The following is a 19,765-nucleotide window of genomic DNA, read 5'->3' on the forward strand; positions in this document are numbered from 1 at the left end:
CGACGGCCAGGAGTGCGCCGAGCGAAATGGTCGCCTGGAAGGGAGCGGTGAACAAGACCGGCGCCGCTGCCGGACAGGAGGGCGGGTGTCGCATTCACGCCGACACAACGGCCGTGGCAGTGAGGCGGCTTGACTGTTTGTCAGCGGGGCGTGGCTGTCCGGAGGGCTACCACAGGGATCACCGCCACGGCCAGCGTCCCTGCCGCCATCGCCAGGAGCGGGTAGCCGCCGCCCGCCACCACCAGGCCCGAGGCCATACCGCCCGTCGCTCCCGCCAGCGACATGCCGACGTCGACCCATCCCTGTACCGAGGCGCGGTTGTCGGCCGGGGCGGCGTCCGTGATCAAGGCCGTGCCACTGACCAGGGCCAGGTTCCAGCCCACACCGAGCAGGACCAGGGCGCAGGACAGCAGCGGCACACTGTCCGGCGGGGCGGCTGCGGCGAGCATGCCCGCGCTCAGCAGGACAGCTCCGGAGGCGGCCGCCACGGGCAGTCGGCCGATCCGGTCGGCGAGCAGGCCGCTCAGCGGTGAGGGCAGGAACATGGCGCCCACGTGCAGAGCGATGACGAACCCCGCGGCCTGCGTGCTGTGGCCGTGCCCGGTCATGTGCAGGGGCGTCATCGTCATGACGGCGATCATCACCAGCTGGGCGGTGATCATCACGGTGGCGCCCGTGACGACGCCGGGGGAGAAGCGCTGCTGCGGCGTCGCTACAGGCACCGTTGCGGCAGCCCGTGACGGTGTCGTAGGCGCAGGTACCGCTGTCGCCTCGCGCGGTGACTGGACGCGGGCCAGGAACAGCGGGTCAGGGCGCAGCCACACCAGCAGCACAAGCCCCGCGGCCGCGTAGGCGAGCGCTGCCAGCAGGAAGGGGCCTGCCAGCCGTGGAATCCCCCAGGCGTACGCGAGTTCACCGGTGGGGCCGACGAGGTTGGGACCGGCGACCGCACCCAGCGTCGTGGCCAGCAGTACCGTGCCGGTGGCGCGACCGCGCCGCTCCGGCGGGGCGAGGTCGGCGCCCGCGTACCGTGCGAGCAGCCCCGTCGCCGTACCCGCTCCGTACACGAAGAGCGACACCAGCAGCAGCCCCACCCACTGGCCCGCGGCCGCCGCCACCACCCCCGCGCTGCCGAGCGCCGCGATGCCATGACCCAGCGCAAGGCCGGGGCGCCGCCCCAAGCGCTGCGAGACCCGGCCGATGACCGCGGCTCCCAGGGCGGCCCCCGCGGTGAACAGTGCGGTCGGCAGTCCTGCCAGGCCCGCGGAGCCGAGCAGATCCTCGGCGAGCAGCGCGCCGACCGTGATGCCGGCCGCCATACCCGCGCCGCCGAGCGCCTGCGAGAGGACGAGTACGCCGAGGACGCGCCGCAGCACGCGGGGCGACGCCTCGTCCCCGGCCCGCGTGACGACGTGGGTCATGCGGGCGCGTGCGCGGACGCGGGGGGCTCCTCGGCCGCGACCAGGTCCGCGATCTGCGCCAGGGACAGGTCCAGTTCGTCGTGCAGGAAACGTACGACGGTCCAGTGCGGCAGGGCGTTCTCATCGAACGGCCCGAACGCTGCGGTGTAGAGGGGAATCCACCGCAGCGCCTCTTCGGCGGCCGTCTCACGCCCCGGATCCGCCTGGTAGGCGTCGTACGAGATGCTGCGGTGGTGGATGAAGTGACCCCCGGGCAGCCGCTGTTCGCACAGCTGCCGATACTCACGGGTCTGCAGGATGAGGTAGTGCCAGATCTCGTCGATGTCCTGCTCGACGGGGAGGAAGAGGCCGGCCAGCCGGTCGGGATGGCGTGAGACCAGGTAGAGGTAGCGCAGACACTCGCGGACCTGGTGGGTCACGACGGAGGCGGCCGGAGCACCGGGCTTCGCCGCGAAGTGCGCCACCACCTCCTCGTGCAGAGCGGTGCCGAGCAGACCCTCGGCGGTGGGGGCCTTCTCGGCGGCCGAAGGGGCGGGTGCGGCAGGTGTGTGCATGGCGGGGTCCTGTCGGCGGTTGGCGCAGGGGGCAGTAACTGGCTGTGCGGGGTGGGGTGATGCGGGCGGCGCGGAGCAACTGGCCGCGTGCGTAACGGAACCGGCGTCGCGGTACTGGCTTGTCGGATCTGTGGCCCGGTTCAGACGGCGTCCGGTGCGCCCAGCCACGCGTACTTGCCCGAGCGTCCGATCGGTACATGGGCGCGGTGCTCCACGCGGCAGGAGCGGCCCGTCAGGACGCTGACGGAAGCCGCCAACTCGCTCTCCTCGTCGGCCGTCAGTGGCGTGCCGTCGAACGTCGTGCACCACAGTCGGCACTGGTCATCACCGGTCAGATGTAGCTGGTGCAGGAAGACGCGGGGGCAGACGGCGGCGATGCGGGCATCGAGATCGGCCTGGGCGACGGGCCCGCCGGGCGTGGGAAGCAGTTCTTTCTCGCGGCCGCAGAAGGAGACGATCTGCTTCGGGTCGGTGCTGCCGTCGCGGGTGCGGACGCAGTCGCCGGACCGGTAACGCACGAGCGGCATGTAGGGATTGCGGATGCTGGTGACGATGAGGCTGTGGATGCCGCTGCCCGGCTCCACCGGGATCAACTCCACGCTCATGCCGTCCAGATAGGGCTGGTAGCGGCCATCGGCATCGCTGTAGAAGAGGTAGCCGAGTTCCGTGCTGCCGAAGAGGTCGACCACGGGGCAGTCGAAGTGGGCGCGCAGATACGAGCGGACGTTCAGCGGCGTGTACTCGTAGGCGTGGACGATCCCGGTCGGCTGCGGAAAGCCGTCCCACAGGTCCCACTCGGTGACTTTGCGGACCAGATGCGCGAGGTGGTAGCCGGAGCAGTCCAGGAGATACGAGCCGTCGGGGTGCGCGGCGCTGACCTCCCGGATCTCGGCGAGAATCCTTTCGACCTCCGGACGCTCCCAACTGGCCGGGTCGAGTTGGCGGTTGAGGTAGAGGGTGCGGCCGTCGAGCCACCGTTCGCCCGGAGTCCCGTCCTGCTTACGGGCGTTGACCCGTGCCACGTGTTCGGTGGCGAGGACCGTGGTCAGTGAGACGCGCCGGGCCCCCGTGTGCCAGGCGGGACCGAGTTCGGGGTGCTCGCTCCACAGCCGGTAGTAGGAGCGGAGCAGGAAGTACGGGGGCCGGATGAGTTGCATGCGGGCGTGGTTGGTCCCGGTGGAGAGCACGAACTCGGCCTCGCCCGTCTCCAGGGCACGGGCCAGCTCAGGTGTCATCCAGTTGTCCGGGAAGCCCCGTGCGATGTCCGGCTTCTCGAGGACGGGGAAGTCACCGCGCTCGGCGGAGGCGCGGTAGAGGGGGATGTCGCGTACGCGGTCCAGGACGTCGGCGCTCGGCAGGCGGTTCAAGGCGGCTCCGGTGCAGGCGGGGCGTGGGGGAGGAGCGGGGCGCGGGGCCGCCGCCGCGACGGGTGCGGCGGCGGCCCCGCGACATCAGCGGCTCAGGAGATGCAGCCGCCCTTGCCGGTGGCGCTGATGCAGCCGCTCTTGGGCGCCGAGCTGATACAGCCGTCCTTCGAGCCCTGCCCGGAGCCTGCCGTGGCCGAGTTGGCTGCGACCCACTTCTGCCACACCGACTCCTCGGTCATGCGCTTGATGAGCTGCTCCATGATGAAACCTCCACAGGTGTTCGCTGTTTCGATGTTTCGCTAATTGGCAATAGTCGGCATGCCAACGAGCCCGCACCGTCTGCCGCCGGGGCGGGCGGCAGACGGCGGGTATGGGTGGACGCCTGGCCTCAGTGAGAGTGGACGCCCGGCATCAGTGCCGCGTCCCCGTCTCCGCGGGCGAGGCGGCCGAGGCGGCCGAGGGGCTCTCGGCCCCGGAACCGGCCACCGGAGACACCTTCATGCGCACCGCCTCCGTGCCGCTGTCGTTGTGCCGCTTCGCCCAGTTCTCCAGCGTCGTACGGCAGGCGTGGTCCAAGTGGCGTACGACGGTCAGGTCCAGCTCTATGGGCCTGTCCTTGGGCAGGGCCTCCAGCGTCTCCAGGATGCGCGGCAGCCGCAGGAACGTCGCATTGCCCGTCAGGGTCACGACGAGGCGGCCACCGGTCAGCTCCCGGACATCCACGTTGATGTGGGAGGTCTCCCAGGCGGACTTGACCACCGCGAGGACAAGTCCGAGGATCACGCCCTCGAACATGTTGGTCACCACGATGGCGATCGCCGTGGCGGCGAGGACGACGGCCTCGCCACGATGGGCACGGGCGAGCGGGACGATCTCCTTGACGGGGATCAGCTTGCAGCCCGCGTGCACCAGGACACCGGCGAGCGCCGCCAGCGGGATGATGCCGAGTGCGGTCGGCAGCAGCACGGCGAACAACAGCAGCCACGCGCCGTGCAGGATGCGCGAGAGCGGGGTGCGGGCACCGGCCTCGACGTTGGCCGAGCTGCGGACGATGACCGCGGTCATCGGCAGGGCACCCAGTACACCGCAGACCGTGTTGCCGACGCCCTGGGCGACGAGCTCCTTGTCGTACTGCGTGCGGGGACCGTCGTGCATGCGGTCGACGGCCGCCGCGCTGAACAGGGATTCGGCGGAGGCGATCAGAGTGAACGCCAGGACCGTGCCGAGCACGGCGACGCTGCCCAGGGCCGCCAGGTCACCGAGCCCCGGCGGCTGGATGGCGTCGACGAGGCCTCGTACCGTCACGTTCGCGACGTCCAGGCCGAATCCGGCCGTCACAGCGGTGGCCAGGGCGACGGCGGCCAGCGGAGCGGGCACCACGCGCACGGCCGCGGGCAGCTTCGGCCACAGCACGAGCACGGCGATGGTGCCGACTCCCACGGCCGCGGCGGTCAGTGAGGCGGTGTCACCGAGCACGTCGACAAGCAGCCCGGGCAGCCCGGCTATCTTGTCGATGCCGGAGCGCGGCTGTTCGGCCCCGGCCATGGTGTAGAGCTGACCGAAGATCAGTACGAGTCCGATGCCCGCCAGCATGCCCTGGACGACGGACACCGAGATGGCGCGGAACCACCGGCCGCAGCGCAGCAGGCCGAGGGCGATCTGCAGCGCGCCGGTGAGCAGCACGATCGCGCCGAGCATGGCGAGCCCGAACTCCTGTACCGCCTCGAAGACGAGCACGGTCAGTCCGGCGGCGGGGCCGCTCACCTGGAGGGCACTGCCCGGCAGACAGCCGACGACCAGGCCGCCGACGATGCCGGTGACCAGGCCCAGTTCGGCGGGTACTCCGGAGGCGACCGCCACGCCGACGCACAGCGGCAGGGCGACCAGGAAGACGACGAGCGAGGCGAGGAAGTCCTTGCGCAGGACGCCCGGTTCACGCAGCGCGCTGAAGGGGGAGCGGAGTGGGGAGAGGAAGGAGGACATGAGGGTGGGGGGTCCTGTCGTGGGAGCGGGCCGGACGGTGGGGCGCGGCGGCCCTCACAACGGACCGAACGCCGGTCGGCCCTCGGACGACGGGTGCTGGGCGGTGACGTTGCCGGTGTGCACCTCGTAGTACCAGGCGTGCAGGGTGAGCGAGCCGTCGTCGGTCCGCTCCTTCACACAGGGATACGCGCACAACCGCTCCAGCTGCTCGAGCACATGTGCCTGCACCGCCTCCGCCACGTCCGGCGAGGCAGGGGGCGACGAGCGCAGCGCGGCGTCGGGGCCGACGGAGTGCTCGAGCCAGTCGCGCACGGCGGGCACGGCTGACAGGTCCTCACCCCGCACCAGGGCGCCCACGGCGCCGCAGTGCGAGTGTCCGCAGACGACGATGTCGCGGACTCCGAGCACGCACACCGCGTACTCGATGGTGGCCGCCTCGCTCATGGGGTGGCCGTTCCCGGTGACGTCGACGGCACCGGGGTAGGGCGGTACGACGTTGCCCGCCGTACGGAGTTCGAAGAGCTCGCCGGGGCGCGCTCCGGTGATCAGGGCCGGCACGACGCGCGAGTCGGAGCACGTGATGAACAGGGCTTGGGGGGACTGCCCCGCTCTGAGGGCTTCGAAGGCCTCGGAGTTCTGGGGGTCCGCGACATGCGTCGCGGCGAAGGAACGGGCGTTGTCGATCAGGGACTTCATGGTGGCCTGCCTCCTGCGTCTTCGCGGCGGAAACCGGGACGCGGTGTGGTCGGGTCGATGGTGACAGTGAGGCGGCGAGGACCGCTGAGTGACAGCGGGCCGTTCGTCGCCCCGGGGAGACAGCCTGGACGGCTGCCGTGTCTCCCACTTTGCCATCACATTAACCTCTGATGACAGGGCAAAATTCTGCCAAAGATTGAGTAATAAACGCCCCCGAGCTGGGAACTTGTCCAACTCTCAACCGTTGGGCAGAGATCGCGTGGAGATCATGTGGAGCGCCCGTGGGCATTCCGTTTCCTGTCGCGTTCCGAGCCCCTGTCGATGGCCGGTTTCGTCTGTCGTGCGCGCCCCCTGGTGCCCGCACGGCGGCCTGCCCACACCGAGTGACGTCTGCTTCTTTTGCGAGGTGGACCATGCGGGCTTCGGCCGGCCCGATATCGCTGACTCTCCAGTAACATCGCCCGGCAGCAGGTCATCCGTCACAGCGAACCTGGAGACCCCATGCCCCGCACCGACCGCTCGTCGCTGCTGCTCGCCGGGCTGTTGGCCGGCGCGGGAGCGCTGCATCTCGCCGCGCCGAAGCCGTTCGACGCCACGATCCCGCGCGCCTTGCCCGGCAATCCCCGCACCTGGACGTACGCGAGCGGAGCCGTCGAACTCGCCCTGGCGGCCGGTATCGCCCTGCCCCTCACCCGGCGCCCCGCCGCCCGTGCCGCGGCGGCCTTCTTCGTGGGCGTCTTCCCCGCGAACGTCCAGATGGCGTTCGACTGGCGCGACCGCCCCGCACCCCTGAGGACGGCGGCCCTGGCCCGGCTGCCGCTTCAGGTGCCGTTGGTGATGTGGGCGCGCGGGGTGGCCGCGCGGGCGGGCGAGGCGCGCGGCGAAGCTCGGGGTGAATGATGAAGGCCGTCTGCTTCCACCAGTTCGGGGGCCCGGAGGTCCTTGAGATCGTGGACCTCCCCGATCCGCACCCGGGGCCCGGCCAGGTCCGGATCGCGGTGCGCGCGGCCGGCGTCAACCCGAGCGACTGGATGAAGCGCCAGGGGTTGATGGACAAGGAGCTCCCGCAGACCATGGGTTACGAGGCTGCGGGCGTCGTCGACGAGCTGGGCGAGGGCGTCACGGATGTCTCCGTCGGCGATCGCGTGTTCGGCTTCTCCGCCGAGGGGGCGGCCCAGGCGGAGCTGGCGGTGCTGTCCCACTACGCGCCGGTCCCGCCGTCGCTCGACTTCCCCGGCGCCGCCGCGCTGCCGGCCGCCATCGAGACGGCCACGCGTGCGCTCGACCAGCTCGGCGTCGTGAGTGACAGCACGCTGCTCGTCAACGGCGCTTCCGGAAGCGTCGGCAGCGCCGCGGTTCAGCTCGCCGTTGCACGCGGCGCGCGCGTGATCGGCACCGCAGGTCCGGCGAACCACGCCTACCTTCGCTCGCTCGGAGCCGAGCCCGTCGCCTACGGCGAGGGCCTCGTGGAGCGGGTTCGCGCGCTCGCGCCTGACGGCGTCGACACAGCGCTCGACGTCGCAGGCAGCGGCGTCCTGCCCGAGCTCATCGGGCTCGCGGGTGCCCCGGAGCACGTCGTGACGATCGCCGACTTCGGCGGCGCGCAGGAGTACGGGGTGAAGTTCAGCAGCGGCGACGCCGGCCGCGCGCTCCACGCGCTCGCCGAGATCGGCGGGTTGATCGACGCCGGGCGCTTCTCGCTCCCGATCGCGCGGACCTTCCCGCTCACCGAGGCGGCGGAAGCGCACCGCTTCGGCGAGGGCGGTCACGTACGCGGGAAGCTCGTGCTGGTGGTCGACTCTCCCGCGCATACGGGACGCGTGGGGCAGGGAGTGTGAGGAGAGGCGCCGGGACGGCGGCCGGCTAGCGTGCTTCGCCGTGCTCCGGCTCGCGGGCGGGGGAGAGGCGCCGAGGCGGATAGATCTCTCCGTAGACGCGGGCGAAACGGTTGCCGGGGGCGGCTGATCCAGCGAGCCGCTCAAGGAAGAAGGCCCGCGCCATCGACCGCATCTGCTCACCGTTCACGTACACGATCCACCGGTTGGAGGCGGCGTTGTAGCGAGCCGCGTCAACGGCCGCCTCCAGGCCCGGTGCGGGGGGTCGGCGCAGGCGTCCGCCCACCGCGAGGAACCGCTTCACTATGTCCAGATCCGAGCGGCGCAGGGCCACCTTCTGCAGGCCCGGTACGGGAGCCTCGAAGGCCGCCGAAGTGGCCCGCGCCTGCGCGTAGAGGAGCACATCCCACCCGTCATCCGTTAGCTGCACCGCCCACAGCACGGGACGGCCGGCCTGCGCGGAGAGCTCCGCCTGGTCTTCCGGAGGTGCGACCCGGGCAAGTCCAAGCCGTACCAGGGGTGCCGTGACGCGCTCGTCGAGCCCGGCGGCGGCCGTGGCCCAGCCGTCGGTCGTGCCCTGACCGGCGGCCACGCGCCGCAGCAGCTCGTCATGCGCGGCCGAGCGCCCCATCCCTGCACCTCCCGTACCTCCCCCGCCGAACAGCGGGGGTGCGGCGACGCTAGCGCGGAGGGCCGCCTCCGTGGGGTCAGTTGAGGGGTACTCCCCCCGAAATGAGGGTGGCTACGGCGCTGTTGCGGGGGCCGGGCGCCGGGTCATGTCCTCGTGCGCTGTCACTTGGCCGGGTGCCTCGCCATGCGCCTGCCCTGATGCGACCTGCCGTGTCTGCCTAACATGCCCGACTCGCCGGGGCGCCCTCACCTGCCCGTTCGCCCGCGTCTTAGGGTGTGGGCGGACGGGTCCGGCCACCGGCAGACGTATGACGCGCTCCGCCGAGCCCGACCGGGAGGAGACGAGCCCGACATGCCCACACCGCAACCGCTCTCCGGAGGGCCGGGAAACGCCTCGGCGGACGACGACGCCCCTCGCGTCATCCGGGTGGCCACCCTCGCACCACAGCGGTGGGCCAACGGGCGAGGCTGGACGCGTGAGATTCACCGTGAGCCCGCCGCCGGCGACCCGGGGGTGACCGCGTGGCGGCTGAGCCTCGCGGACATCGAGGACACCGGGCCCTTCTCACCGTTCCCGGGTATGGAGCGCCATCTGATGTCGGCCGCGCCCGTGCCCCTGCGGCTGTCCATCGACGGGGTCGCGCACGACCTGCGGTACACCCAAGTGGTCTCGTTCGCCGGTGACTCCACGGTGGCCACCACCGCTGTCGACGGCAGGGCACAGGCGCTCAACCTCATGGCACGCACCGGCATCAGCAGCAGCCTTGACCTTCTCCGGGGCGACGCGCAGCTGCCGGTCTCGGCCGCGTCCGCCACCGCCCTGGTGGTACTCGACGGCACCGTCCGGCTCGGCGGCCGGCGACTGGAGCGCTTCGACACCATCCTCCCCGGTGTCGCCGAGTCGCACCTCGACCTTCAGGGCGCGTCCGTGGCCCGCGTGCGCGTCGAGAGGCAGGCTCCTGACGCGACAGCGTCGACGACATCCCCCTGATCCCTTGCGTCTACGATGCCCATGAGATGCATGAGATGCATGAGATATACGAGGCGTAACTGCGCCTGTGGGCAAGGGACTTGCGCATCGGGTGCGCCGTGACCAAGGAGCGAGGATGACGGCAGCAGGGCCGATCGGGATCATCGGCGTGGGCGAGATCGCCCACGCCATCGTGAGCGGTCTGTGCGAGGGCGTGGACAGCCCGCCGCGGATTCTGCTGTCCCCACGAGGGGCCCGCGTCGGTGCCGAGTTGGCCGGCCGCTATCCCAACGTACGCGTGTGCACGGACAACCAAGCCGTGGCCGACGAAGCCGGCGTCGTGATGGTGGCCGTACGACCGCAGGATCGGAGCGAGGCCCTGACCTCGCTCACGATTGTGCCCGGCACTGTCGTCATCAGCCTCATGGCAGGTGTCGCCGTCGACGAGCTCCGTGACCTGCTCGGTCACTCGGGGCCGGTGATCAGGGCGATACCGCTGCCCGCCGTCAGCCGCCGCTCTTCGATCACCGTCACCTTCCCGGAACACCCGGTCTCCGAAGCCCTGTTCGGCGCACTGGGCGGGTCCCTCGTCGCGCCCGCGGAGGGCGCGTTCGACGTGTTCTCCGCGCTGACATCGACCTTCACCTCGCACTACGCGTACTTGTCCACGCTCGCCGATTGGGCCTCCCGGCAGGGCTTGGAGGCGAAGGACGCGGACCGCTATGTCCGCGACCTGTTCCGGAACGTGGCGCACCCGCTGGGGGACGAGACCAGGGACCTGCCGCAGATCGCCGCGAGCCACGAAACGCCGGGCGGTATCAACGAACGGATCCGCACGACGTGGTTCGATCCGAACCGTGCGGCGCTCGGAGACGCCCTGGACGCGCTGCTGGCCGACCTCAGGCGCCGATCCCCCTGAGCCCTACGAGGCCGCCCCCTCGTCGATGCCCATGTCCTCGCCGATCATGTCGTGTTCGGCGTCGTCCTCCGGGTCGTTGCTGGCGCCTTCGTCCGGGGCGAGCAGACGCTCGGCGTCGGCATCCGCCACCTCTGTCTCGTCAATCGGTTCGCCCTCGGTATCGGTCAACGTCTCGTCGATGACGTCGTCGCCCTCTACGGGGTCGGGAACCTCGAGCGCGGGGTCGGGCCGCTCCTCGGAGAGCCGTTCCGACAGGCTCTCGCCCTCCTGCTGCTCCTGGGCGGTCGTGCCGGTATGGCCCACACCGAGGGGTCGCTCGGGTGGCGACCAGCCTTCGTCGTACGGATCCGACGCGAGGTCGGTGAGTGTGTCCTCCGCGTCGAGGATGCCCTCGTCCTCGCGGACCTCGTCCGCGTCGGGCTGGTAGACCTCGTCGCCCATGACCTCGTCGCTCTCCATGGTCCTCGTCCTCCTTCACGCGCGGCGCGTTGCCGGTGCTGATGCCGGTGTTCTGCGTGTTTCCACCCTGATCCAGAGCACACCTACCGGCAGGCGCCGTTCGGTCACCACGTTTCCGGCGGCCGCCACTCCAGGAGCAACAGCGTCGCGTCGTCCCGCAATTGGTTGTCCTGCCGGTCGAGGATGGAGTGAATGAGCTGACGCAGGGCCTCCGGCGCCGGTTCGCCCGCGGCGGTCGCCCGGATGATGCTGTCGGTGAACCGCTCGAGGCCGAACTCGTCGCCGTCCCTGGTCCGCAGCTCGGTGACGCCGTCGGTGTACATCAGCACGCGGTCACCCGGTTGGAGTGCCTCCTCGTGGATGTCCCACCTCACGTCGGCCAGTACGGCGGGCGTGCCGATGGGCGGCTGGGCCGGCCGCTCCAGCGCACGGTCCAGCACCCGGTGGTCCCGGATCAGCAGGGGCGGCGGGTGCCCGCAGTTGCACCACCGGAACAATCCTTCGGCCAGGTTGAGCTGGGCGAGGATCCCCGTGCAGAACTGCTCTGGCAGCCACCGGGACAGTGTCCGGTGGACGGTGTCGACGAGCTCGGGCAGGTCCGCCTCGGCGCGGCGGGCGTTGCGGCAGCCGGCCAGCGCGACGGCGGTGGTGAGACCCGACGCCAGGTTGTGGCCCATGGCGTCCAGGATCGCCACGTGCAGGGTGGACTGGGTCAGGGAGTGATCAAAGGCGTCGCCGCCGATCTCGTACGCCGGTTCGAGTACGGCGGTCGAGATCACCCGTGAGTTGCCGACGGTCCGGGGCGGCAGGAAGGCCCGGAGCATCTCGGCGGGTAGCTGCATGCGCTCGGACCGTGTCCGGCGCGCGTAGCTGTCGCTCGCCGACCGCTTCGAGGTGATCACCATGGCCAGGATGGAGGCCAGCATGCGGCAGCGCCGCAGCAGCGCGGCGTCGATGGCCGACGCCGTGGCACCGATGACGCCGAGGCGCTCGGCACCGTCGATCAGGGGCAGCCAGGCCGTGATCCTGCCCTCGTCCAGTTCCTCGATGCGCAGCGCGTGGGCCCGGTAGGCCGAACCGGCGATGGTGTTGTCCACGCCGAGGACGGCCGGTCCGTTCGTCAGCGGCACCAGGGACCGCTGCTGCAGGTCGACCAGGTACACCTCGATCCAGTCGAGCCCGACGGCCTCGGCGAAGCTTTGCACCAGGACAGGAAGGTCCATCGGAGCCGCCGCGTGCGCCGCGGAGAGCAGCTGCTCGAACAGTTGCTCCCCGGGGCCGGGCTTCCTGGGCTCGCTCGCCATATGTGATCACCGCCTCACTGCAGTCTCACATCGGGCACCGGATTCCGCCCGCGTTCCGGTGGGTGGGATACGCATCTCGCGTACGCACAACGGATTTCCGGCGTACGAGGGTCTCCCCAGGGCACCGGTCCGGCTGGTCTCAGCGGTCGACCCCGGTCGGCGGCGCCCCGCGATCGACGCGTAAGGTCGCGGACCGGCCGTCGTGCGGCCGAAGAGAACCAATACAGCCACACCCAAGGAGCTGCTGGTCATGCCAGCCAATGACGCTGTTCAGGCGCCGATCTACGACACCCTCGTGCAGGAGCACGGAGACGTCCTCGCGACAGCCCGCAAGGCCGCGGAGGAGACCCAGCAGAGAGCCGAGGACGTCCTCGACTTCCGGGGGCCGATCACGGTCGTCCCGAACGAGCCGGACGCCCCGGCCGCCGAACCGGCGTAGCGCGGGCGTGCCCCTCGGCCCTGTGTGGGCGACGCTGGAAGCACACGTACGCCGTCCACAGCGAGACCGGCGGCCGGAGGTGCCGATGGATCCCGTGCAGGCGCTGGAACGCATCGCCTTTCTGCTGGAGCGCGGCCGTGCTCCGACCTACCGCGTGCGGGCCTTTCGTACCGCAGCCGCCGTGGTCGGTGAGCTGGCCGACGGCGAGGCCGAGCGGCGTGTCGCGGACCAGTCCCTGGAATCGCTGAAGGGAATCGGCCCCAAGACCGCCGGAGTGATCCGTGAGGCGCTGGCCGGTGGCGTGCCGGGGTATCTGGAGCGGCTCGAAGACGAGGCACAGACCCCGATCGTGGAGGGCGGCAGCGGGTTGCGGGCGCTCATGCGGGGCGACTGCCACCTGCACTCCGACTGGTCCGACGGCGGCAGCCCCATCGAGGAGATGGGCGAAGCGGCCCGGGAGATCGGCCACGAGTGGGCCGTGCTCACCGATCACTCGCCACGGCTGACCGTGGCGAGTGGCCTCTCGCCCCAGCGGCTGCGCGAACAGCTGGACGTGGTGGCCGCCCTCAACGAGCGCTGGGCCCCGTTCCGGCTGCTGACCGGCATCGAGTGCGACATCCTCGACGACGGCTCCCTCGACCAGGAGCCCGAGCTGCTCGACCGGCTCGACGTGGTGGTCGTGTCGGTGCACTCCAAGCTGCGCATGGACGCCCCCGCGATGACCCGGCGCATGGTCGCCGCCGTCAGCAACCCCCGGGCCGATGTGCTGGGGCACTGCACCGGCCGGCTCGTCACCGGACGCGGCAGGCCGGAGTCGCAGTTCGACGCGGACGAGGTGTTCGCCGCGTGCGCCGCCGCGGGCACGGCGGTGGAGATCAACAGCAGGCCGGAGCGGCTCGACCCGCCGCGTCGGCTGTTGCGCCGAGCGTTGGACGCCGGAGTCCTGTTCTCCGTGGACACCGACGCGCACGCGCCGGGCCAGCTGGACTGGCAGGTGATCGGCTGCGCGCGGGCCGAGGAGTGCGGGGTGCCCGCCGAGCGCGTGGTGACGACCTGGACGGCGGACGAGCTACTGGCCTGGACGGGGGAGAACCGGTCACGGACCGCCTCCTGAAGGGCCGTGCTCCTGCGGACTCACTCGACGGCTGCCAGCACGCGGTCCGGCGTGAGCGGCAGTTCACGCAGGCGCGCTCCGGTGGCATGGTGCACGGCGTTGCCGATGGCCGCGGCCGTCCCGACGATGCCGATCTCGCCGATCCCCTTGCTGCCCATGGGGTTGAGATGCGGATCGTCCTCGTCGATCCAGTGCGCCTCGAGGACGGGTACGTCGGCGTGCGCGGGGACGTGGTAGGCGGCGAGGTCGGACTCCGCGAAGTCGCCGAAGGCCGCGTCCATCGTGCTGCCCTCGGTCAGCGCCATCCCCAGGCCCATCGTCATCGCGCCGATGAACTGGGAGCGCGCGGTGCGGGAGTTGAGGATGTGCCCCGCCGCGAAGACGCCGAGCAGCCGGCGCACGCGGACCTCGCCGGTGACCGTGTCGACGCCGACCTCGGCGAAGTGGGCGCCGAAGGCGTGGCGGGCGTAATCGCTCTCGGCGTCGGCGGTGCCCTCGGTGTCGGCGGTGGCGCCGACGCCCTCCGGGGGCAGTTGCTGCCCCCGCTGCCCGGACAGGCGCGCGGCAAGTCGCGTACAGGCCTCGTGGACGGCCCACCCCCAGGAAGCGGTCCCGGAGGAGCCGCCCGCCAGCGATGCGTCCGGCAGGTCGCTGTTGCCGACCTCGGCGCGCACGGAGGCCGCCGGGACGCCGAGAGCGTCGGCCGCGACCTGGGCGAGCACCGTGCGGGCGCCGGTTCCGATGTCGGTGGCGTTGACCCGCACCACGTAGCTTCCGTCCGGGTAGGCGTGTGCGCTCGCCCGGGACGGCATGGCCGTCACCGGATAGGTCGCGGCGGCGACCCCGCTGCCCACCAGGATGGGCCCTTCGGCGCGGGAGCGGGGGCGCGGGTCGCGCTCGGACCAGCCGAAGAGGCGGGCTCCCTCGCGCAGACACTCGGCGAGATGACGGCTGCTGAAGGGCTTGGAGCTGTCGGGTTCCGTCTGGGTGTCGTTGCGCAGCCGCAGTTCGACGGGGTCGATGCCGAGCTCCACGGCGAGTTCGTCCACCGCCGACTCCAGCGCGTACATGCCGGGCGCCTCGCCCGGTGCCCGCATCCAGGAGGGGCTCGGCACGTCGAGCGGCAGGACCTTGTGGGTGGTGCGGCCGTGCGGGGAGGCGTACATGACCCGGGTGGCGGCGGCGGCCGTCTCGGTGAACTCCTTGATACGAGAAGTGTGCGAGGTCACCTCGTGGATCACCGAGGTCAGGGTCCCGTCCGCCTCGGCCCCGAGCCGCAGCCGCTGCACGGTCGGTGAGCGGTGGCCCACCACGGCGGGCAACTGGCGCCGCGGCAGGGCGAGTTTGACGGGCCTCTCGGTGGCGCGGGCGGCCATGGAGGCGAGCACCACGTGCGGGCGGGGCGTGCCCTTGGAGCCGAAGCCGCCGCCGACGTGCTCGGAGACGACGGTGACCTGCTCCTTGGAGAGCGAGAACAGACTCGCCAGGACGTCGCGGACGGTGGTCGCGCCCTGGCTGGAGTCGTGCACGGTCAGCCGGCCGCCTTGCCAGTGGGCGGTGGCCGCGTGCGGCTCCATGGGGTGGTTGTGCAGCGGCGGGACCCGGTAGGTGGCGTCGACTCTGACGGGCGCGGCGGCGAATGCCTTCTCGGCGTCGCCGCGCGTGTGCTCTCCCGATGTGCCGTCCGAGTCCTCCGGGACGTAGGCGTCGGAGGAGTCGGCCCGCAGGGTGACGTCGTGGGGTTTCTCGGCGTACGTGATCCGGACGGCACCGGCGCCTTCGCGTGCCGCCTCCAGGGTGTCGGCGACGACGAGGGCGACGTACCAGCCCCGGTGCGGGACGCGCGCGTTCTGGAGCACGGCGAGGGTCGGGTCCTCCGGCTCGGTCAGACGCGGCGCGTTCAGGTGGCTGAGGACACCGACGACGCCGGGTACCGCAAGAGCCGCCTTGTCGTCGACGGCGGTGACCTCGCCGCGCGCGACCGTGGCGGGGACAGGCCAGGCGTAGGCGCACCGCTCGGGGGTGTGTTCGGCGGCGTAGCGGGCGGCGCCGGTGACCTTGTCGGGGCCTTCCCTGCGCTCCTCGGGCGCCCCGAGAGCGCTGACGGCGTTGTCCGGCATGGATTTCTCCCTGAAAGCTGCGGTGCGGTGCGGGGTCTGGGTCAGGAGGCGGGGGACGAGTCGGCGAGGCGCCGCAGGACGTCGCACGCGAGATTGCGGGCGAGGCGCACCTTGAAGGCGTTGTCGCGCAGCGGTTCGGCGGCGGAGAGCTCGGCGTCGACGGCCCGCAGGAACGCGTCGTCGCCCGGCGCGGCGCCGAGCAGTTCCCGCTCGGCCCGCACGGCGCGCCAGGGCCGGTGGGCAAGCCCGCCGAACGCGATGCGCACCTGGCGTACGACGGAGTCCTCGACGTGCAGGACCACGGCCACGGAGGCGAGCGCGAAGGCGTACGAGGCACGGTCGCGGGCCTTGCGGTAGGCGCTGGGCAGCCCCGCGGCCGTGGGCGGGAGCACGACGGCGGTGATGAGTTCGCCGGGCGCGATCTCGGTGTCCTGCTCCGGGCGGTCACCGGGCAGCCGGTGGAACTCGGTGACCGGAAGCGTGCGCCGTCCCCGCGGGCCCTGCAACTCCACCTGGGCGTCGAGCGCGGCGAGGGCCACCGCCATGTCGGAAGGGTGCGTGGCGATGCACTGCGGCGAGTGGCCGAGGACGGCGTGGTCACGGTGGACGCCGTCGCGTGCGCCGCAGCCGCTGCCGGGCTCGCGCTTGTTGCAGGGCTTGGACGGGTCCTGGAAGTAGGGGCAGCGGGTGCGCTGGAGCAGGTTTCCGCCGGTCGTGGCCACATTGCGCAGCTGGCCCGACGCCCCCGCGAGCAGCGCCTGGGAGAGGACGGGGTAGCGGTCGCGGACCAGCGGGTGGGAGGCGAGGTCACTGTTGCGGACCGTCGCACCGACGCGCACGGACCCGTCGGGGAGCTCCTCCACCGCGTCCAGCGGCAGCCTGCTGACGTCGATCAGCGTGCCCGGCCGCTCCACGCCGAGCTTCATCAGGTCCACGAGATTGGTGCCGCCGCCCAGATAGCGGGAGGCCGGGCGCCCGGCGTGGGCCGCGGTCGCCTCATCGACGCTGTGCGCGCGTACGTACATGAAGGATTTCACCGGACCACGTCCCCGACCGCTTCGACGATGTGCGGATAGGCGCCGCAGCGGCACAGGTTGCCGCTGAGCCGCTCGCGGATCTCCTCCGGGGTCAGCTCCACGGGCGCGCCCGTGGCCGCGCCCGGATCCGTCACATGCGAGGCGCTGCCCGCCGCGGCCTCCGCGATGGCGCCGACCGCCGAGCAGAGCTGCCCAGGAGTGCAGTATCCGCACTGGAAGGCGTCACGTTCCACAAAGGCCCGCTGAAGGGGGTGGGGGCCCTGGCCGTCGGCGGGGCTCAGTCCTTCGACGGTGGTGATGTCGCACCCCTCGTGGGCGACGGCCAACAGCAGACAGCTGTTCGCGCGGCGCCCGTCGACGAGGACGGTGCAGGCACCGCACTGGCCGTGATCGCAGCCCTTCTTGGCGCCGGTCATATCCAGCTGCTCACGCAGAACGTCGAGCAGCGTCGAGCGATGGTCGACGGTGATGTGGCGTGGCTCGCCGTTCACCGTGAGGCGCACTTGCGAGTGGAACACGTCGGTTCCCATGGTGCTCTGCTCCCTGGTCGGTACGCGGTCGGGGATGTGACCGTGTATCCAGCCTGGGTCAGGACAACCGTTCCGGCATGCCGGGTTAGCGCGGGCGGCTCATGGGCGCCGCGCCCTCAGGGGGCGCGGCGCCGCCGATCGTGAGGCCGGCTCACACGTCCATGTCCGCCTCGATCCGCTTGAGCTGGTGGCGTGCCATGGCCAGGTTGGCGCGGTTCTTGTCGAGGGCGAGGTAGAGGAAAAGGCCGTTGTTGTTGCGCCCCTTGATGAGGCGGATCAAGTGGTACTGGCTGCCGAGGGAGATCAGGATGTCCTCGATCTCGTCCTTGAGGTTGAGCATCTCCATGGTGCGCAGCTTGGCGCGGACCACGTCCGTGTTGCCCGCCGCGGCCACGGACAGGTCGAGGTCCTTGCCGCCGCCGAGCGTGCCGAGGGCCATGCCGCTCGTGTAGTCGACCAGGGCGGCGCCGATGACTCCCTCGATCGAGGTGGTGGCTTCCTTGAGTGCGGTTTCGGTGTTCGTCATGAATTTGCTTCCTTTTCGTCTGCCGGGTGTCCGTGGTGAGGGTGGGGTGGGGGGCATGGATCAGCCTTCCTCCGCTCGTTCGACGGCGGCGTCGACCAGCTCTCCGATACAGGTGCTGGAGCGGCGGGCCTCCAGGTGCAGCCGGCCCACGTTGATGCGGGGCTCGGCCAGGAGTGTCAGGACGGCCGAAGCACCGGCGGCGTACGTGGCGACGTATCCGTGCTCACCTCGGATGAGCAGTTCGCGGAAGTCGCCTTGGTGGGTTGCTTCGGACAGGCGCAGGGCCACACCAAGGGCCGCCGCGGTCAGGGCCGACACGCCTTCGGCCTCCACGTCCGTCGCGTCCTGGGCGAGCACCAGACCGTCGACGCTGGCCGCCAGCGCGCCCCTGAGCTGCGGTATCCGGGTTCGTAGGCGTCGCAGTTCGCTCAGTACGTCGGCTTCGGCACCCATCAGGTGTCTCCTCTCGGCGCGCTTCCAGAGCGCGAAGAGCTTCATGAGGGCCGGTGCTCGGCCCGGTGAGCGGAGCGGAACGTCACGGGCTCGCCTCCAGGGCGTCGCGAAGCCGGCGGAGCAGGGCGATGTCCGGGTCCGTGGAGGACTCCACGCACCACAGAGGGATGGGGGACGCCACCGGTTCGGGTGGCCGTGGCGTCTTTACGAGGCCGGCCGCGGCAAGGCGTCGGACCTCCAGGAGGGTGTGGAACGCCGGGCGGCCCAGTTCCCAGGCGATCTGTGTCGGCGTACGACTGCCGTCGGCGAGCCGCAGGACGGCGCGCTGACGGCAGCCGACCTTCTGGCCGGGGGCGGCGGTGCGGGCCATGACGGGGGCGGTGTCGATCACCGCGTCGGGCCAGACGCTGTCCAGCAGGGCACGGCGGCGCCGCGTCTCACGGGCCACGACCGCGGCCGGTACGGGATGGAGACGCCCGAGCCAGTGGGCGACGCCATAACGGAACCGGGTGGCGCCTTTGCCCGGAGCGAGGACGAAGAACGCGGCGTCGAAGAGCGCGCCGAGGTGGCACATCTCCAGCTCGCCCGCGGTCACCCGGCCGCTGTCGATCAGATGCTGCCCGACCGCGTTGTGGGACCCCGCCTGCGAAAGGGCGTCCTGCCAGCCCTGCGGGGGCAGCACGCCGCCGGTGGTCAGCAGTACGTCGATGCCGGGCGCCGCGGGGCTCTCGGCGTGCACGACGCGTCCCTGCGAGAGATAGAGGACTCCCTGGTCGCGCAGGAGCGCGCCGGTGGCCTCCTCCTCGGCCAGCCGCAGGAGCATGGGGGAGGTGGCGACGGGGGGCGAAGCGGTACTCATACCAGCACCAGCCGGTCGGCGAGATCACGCAGCCGGATGCGGGCGAGCGCGAGATTCCCGGTGTCACGGTCGAGCCAGAGGTGCAGGAAGACGCTGCTGTCGAACGTGGTCTCCACGAAACGGATCAGGTGGAAGCCGGTCCGGGTGGTGAGCATCAGGTCCTCGACGGGAATCCCCTTGCCGTCCGGTTCATCCCACTGTGCGTCGGCGGGAGCGAAGGCCTGGTACTCGGCCGCAGCCCGTGCCACCTCCGCGGTCTCGGCGGCGGTCGCCTCGTGGTCGCCGTTGGGCGATTCGCCGACCGAACCGAGCGAGAGCCCGCTGGTCCAGTCGACGATCGCGGCCCCACGTGCGCCGGGCAGTGTCATCGCTTCGAGCAGACACTCATCGATTCCGGGCACGCGGCCTCCCTTCCCCAGAGTGAGACTGGGCGGTCCCCACCGCCCGTGCCGAGGAAGGTACGTAAGGCTGTGAGGGTTCTGAGGAGGATTGGCATTTTCCAGGGGAACATGCGCGAGACCGACGCGTTCGGGTCACCGGATGCTCCGG

Annotated in this window: 22 protein-coding genes; 6 read left to right on the top strand and 16 right to left on the bottom strand. The window is 71.3% G+C overall.

The annotated features are described in order from the left end of the window. Positions 1-140 precede the first annotated feature (140 nt). The 6 genes from ACGFX9_RS23495 to ACGFX9_RS23520 form a co-directional block, all read right to left on the bottom strand. Positions 141-1,421 (bottom strand): MFS transporter, encoded by a 1,281-nt coding sequence (locus ACGFX9_RS23495; protein ID WP_393475182.1) that lies wholly within the window; start codon positions 1,419-1,421, stop codon positions 141-143. Continuing rightward, entirely contained in the window at positions 1,418-1,975 is a 558-nt protein-coding gene (locus ACGFX9_RS23500; protein WP_393475184.1) for a hypothetical protein, read from the bottom strand. The genes ACGFX9_RS23495 and ACGFX9_RS23500 overlap by 4 nt, the downstream gene beginning before the upstream one ends. Positions 1,976-2,115: 140 nt before the next feature. Further along, positions 2,116-3,342, bottom strand: a complete 1,227-nt coding sequence (locus tag ACGFX9_RS23505) for a hypothetical protein (protein WP_393475186.1) — start codon at positions 3,340-3,342, stop codon at positions 2,116-2,118. 92 nt (positions 3,343-3,434) lie between these two features. Then, positions 3,435-3,602, bottom strand: coding sequence for a hypothetical protein (locus tag ACGFX9_RS23510; RefSeq protein ID WP_393475189.1), 168 nt, complete (start codon positions 3,600-3,602; stop codon positions 3,435-3,437). 151 nt (positions 3,603-3,753) lie between these two features. Next, positions 3,754-5,325 carry a SulP family inorganic anion transporter gene (locus tag ACGFX9_RS23515; RefSeq protein ID WP_393475192.1) on the bottom strand — a complete coding sequence of 524 codons (1,572 nt, stop codon included), beginning with the start codon at positions 5,323-5,325 and terminating at the stop codon, positions 3,754-3,756. A 54-nt stretch (positions 5,326-5,379) separates the two neighbouring features. After that, positions 5,380-6,021 carry a carbonic anhydrase gene (locus ACGFX9_RS23520; RefSeq protein WP_393475195.1) on the bottom strand — a complete coding sequence of 214 codons (642 nt, stop codon included), beginning with the start codon at positions 6,019-6,021 and terminating at the stop codon, positions 5,380-5,382. A gap of 501 nt (positions 6,022-6,522) precedes the next feature. Between ACGFX9_RS23520 and ACGFX9_RS23525 the strand changes: the two genes are divergently transcribed. Beyond that, the gene (locus tag ACGFX9_RS23525; RefSeq protein ID WP_393475198.1) at positions 6,523-6,921 is read left to right on the top strand and encodes a DoxX family protein; all 399 of its coding nucleotides are present in this window, start codon (positions 6,523-6,525) and stop codon (positions 6,919-6,921) included. Further along, complete coding sequence (locus ACGFX9_RS23530) at positions 6,921-7,859, top strand: NADP-dependent oxidoreductase (protein WP_393475420.1); 939 nt, start codon at positions 6,921-6,923, stop codon at positions 7,857-7,859. Before ACGFX9_RS23525 ends, ACGFX9_RS23530 begins: the two co-directional genes overlap by 1 nt. A 25-nt stretch (positions 7,860-7,884) precedes the next feature. Here the strand turns inward: ACGFX9_RS23530 and ACGFX9_RS23535 are convergent, their stop codons facing one another. Continuing rightward, positions 7,885-8,487: a DUF6417 family protein gene (locus ACGFX9_RS23535; protein ID WP_393475201.1), complete on the bottom strand. Its 603-nt coding sequence runs from the start codon at positions 8,485-8,487 to the stop codon at positions 7,885-7,887. A gap of 351 nt (positions 8,488-8,838) precedes the next feature. Here ACGFX9_RS23535 and ACGFX9_RS23540 point away from each other — a divergent pair, with 351 nt between their 5' ends. Together ACGFX9_RS23540 and ACGFX9_RS23545 are read left to right on the top strand one after the other, a co-directional pair. Continuing rightward, on the top strand, positions 8,839-9,477 hold the full coding sequence (locus ACGFX9_RS23540) for a HutD family protein (protein WP_393475204.1): 639 nt from the start codon (positions 8,839-8,841) through the stop codon (positions 9,475-9,477). 115 nt (positions 9,478-9,592) lie between these two features. Next, the gene (locus tag ACGFX9_RS23545; RefSeq protein WP_393475207.1) at positions 9,593-10,375 is read left to right on the top strand and encodes an NAD(P)-binding domain-containing protein; all 783 of its coding nucleotides are present in this window, start codon (positions 9,593-9,595) and stop codon (positions 10,373-10,375) included. 3 nt (positions 10,376-10,378) lie between these two features. On the opposite strand, the gene ACGFX9_RS23550 is transcribed toward ACGFX9_RS23545, so the two are convergent. Continuing rightward, positions 10,379-10,834: a DUF5709 domain-containing protein gene (locus ACGFX9_RS23550; RefSeq protein WP_393475210.1), complete on the bottom strand. Its 456-nt coding sequence runs from the start codon at positions 10,832-10,834 to the stop codon at positions 10,379-10,381. Between the two features lie 104 nt (positions 10,835-10,938). Beyond that, positions 10,939-12,138, bottom strand: a complete 1,200-nt coding sequence (locus ACGFX9_RS23555) for a PP2C family protein-serine/threonine phosphatase (protein WP_393475213.1) — start codon at positions 12,136-12,138, stop codon at positions 10,939-10,941. Between the two features lie 250 nt (positions 12,139-12,388). Between ACGFX9_RS23555 and ACGFX9_RS23560 the strand changes: the two genes are divergently transcribed. Both ACGFX9_RS23560 and ACGFX9_RS23565 read left to right on the top strand, forming a co-directional pair. Next, positions 12,389-12,577, top strand: coding sequence for a hypothetical protein (locus ACGFX9_RS23560; protein WP_393475216.1), 189 nt, complete (start codon positions 12,389-12,391; stop codon positions 12,575-12,577). A gap of 85 nt (positions 12,578-12,662) precedes the next feature. Beyond that, positions 12,663-13,691, top strand: a complete 1,029-nt coding sequence (locus tag ACGFX9_RS23565; RefSeq protein ID WP_393475219.1) for a PHP domain-containing protein — start codon at positions 12,663-12,665, stop codon at positions 13,689-13,691. Between the two features lie 20 nt (positions 13,692-13,711). Here ACGFX9_RS23565 and ACGFX9_RS23570 read toward each other — a convergent pair whose 3' ends face one another. The 7 genes from ACGFX9_RS23570 to ACGFX9_RS23600 all read right to left on the bottom strand — a co-directional run bounded on the left by ACGFX9_RS23570 (position 13,712) and on the right by ACGFX9_RS23600 (position 19,617). After that, positions 13,712-15,811, bottom strand: a complete 2,100-nt coding sequence (locus ACGFX9_RS23570) for a xanthine dehydrogenase family protein molybdopterin-binding subunit (RefSeq protein WP_393475221.1) — start codon at positions 15,809-15,811, stop codon at positions 13,712-13,714. Between the two features lie 41 nt (positions 15,812-15,852). Further along, positions 15,853-16,848: an FAD binding domain-containing protein gene (locus tag ACGFX9_RS23575; protein WP_393475224.1), complete on the bottom strand. Its 996-nt coding sequence runs from the start codon at positions 16,846-16,848 to the stop codon at positions 15,853-15,855. Beyond that, positions 16,845-17,378: a 2Fe-2S iron-sulfur cluster-binding protein gene (locus tag ACGFX9_RS23580; protein WP_393475227.1), complete on the bottom strand. Its 534-nt coding sequence runs from the start codon at positions 17,376-17,378 to the stop codon at positions 16,845-16,847. Before ACGFX9_RS23580 ends, ACGFX9_RS23575 begins: the two co-directional genes overlap by 4 nt. A gap of 151 nt (positions 17,379-17,529) precedes the next feature. After that, entirely contained in the window at positions 17,530-17,904 is a 375-nt protein-coding gene (locus ACGFX9_RS23585; RefSeq protein ID WP_393475230.1) for a hypothetical protein, read from the bottom strand. A gap of 60 nt (positions 17,905-17,964) precedes the next feature. Continuing rightward, the gene (locus tag ACGFX9_RS23590) at positions 17,965-18,357 is read right to left on the bottom strand and encodes a roadblock/LC7 domain-containing protein (RefSeq protein ID WP_393475233.1); all 393 of its coding nucleotides are present in this window, start codon (positions 18,355-18,357) and stop codon (positions 17,965-17,967) included. Between the two features lie 82 nt (positions 18,358-18,439). Then, complete coding sequence (locus tag ACGFX9_RS23595; protein ID WP_393475236.1) at positions 18,440-19,216, bottom strand: transcriptional regulator; 777 nt, start codon at positions 19,214-19,216, stop codon at positions 18,440-18,442. Beyond that, a complete protein-coding gene (locus ACGFX9_RS23600; protein ID WP_393475238.1) occupies positions 19,213-19,617 on the bottom strand; it encodes a hypothetical protein in 405 nt (134 codons plus the stop codon). The genes ACGFX9_RS23595 and ACGFX9_RS23600 overlap by 4 nt, the downstream gene beginning before the upstream one ends. Between the last annotated feature and the right edge of the window lie 148 nt (positions 19,618-19,765).

This window comes from Streptomyces sp. NPDC048436 (assembly GCF_043200355.1).
Taxonomy (GTDB): Bacteria; Actinomycetota; Actinomycetes; order Streptomycetales; family Streptomycetaceae; genus Streptomyces.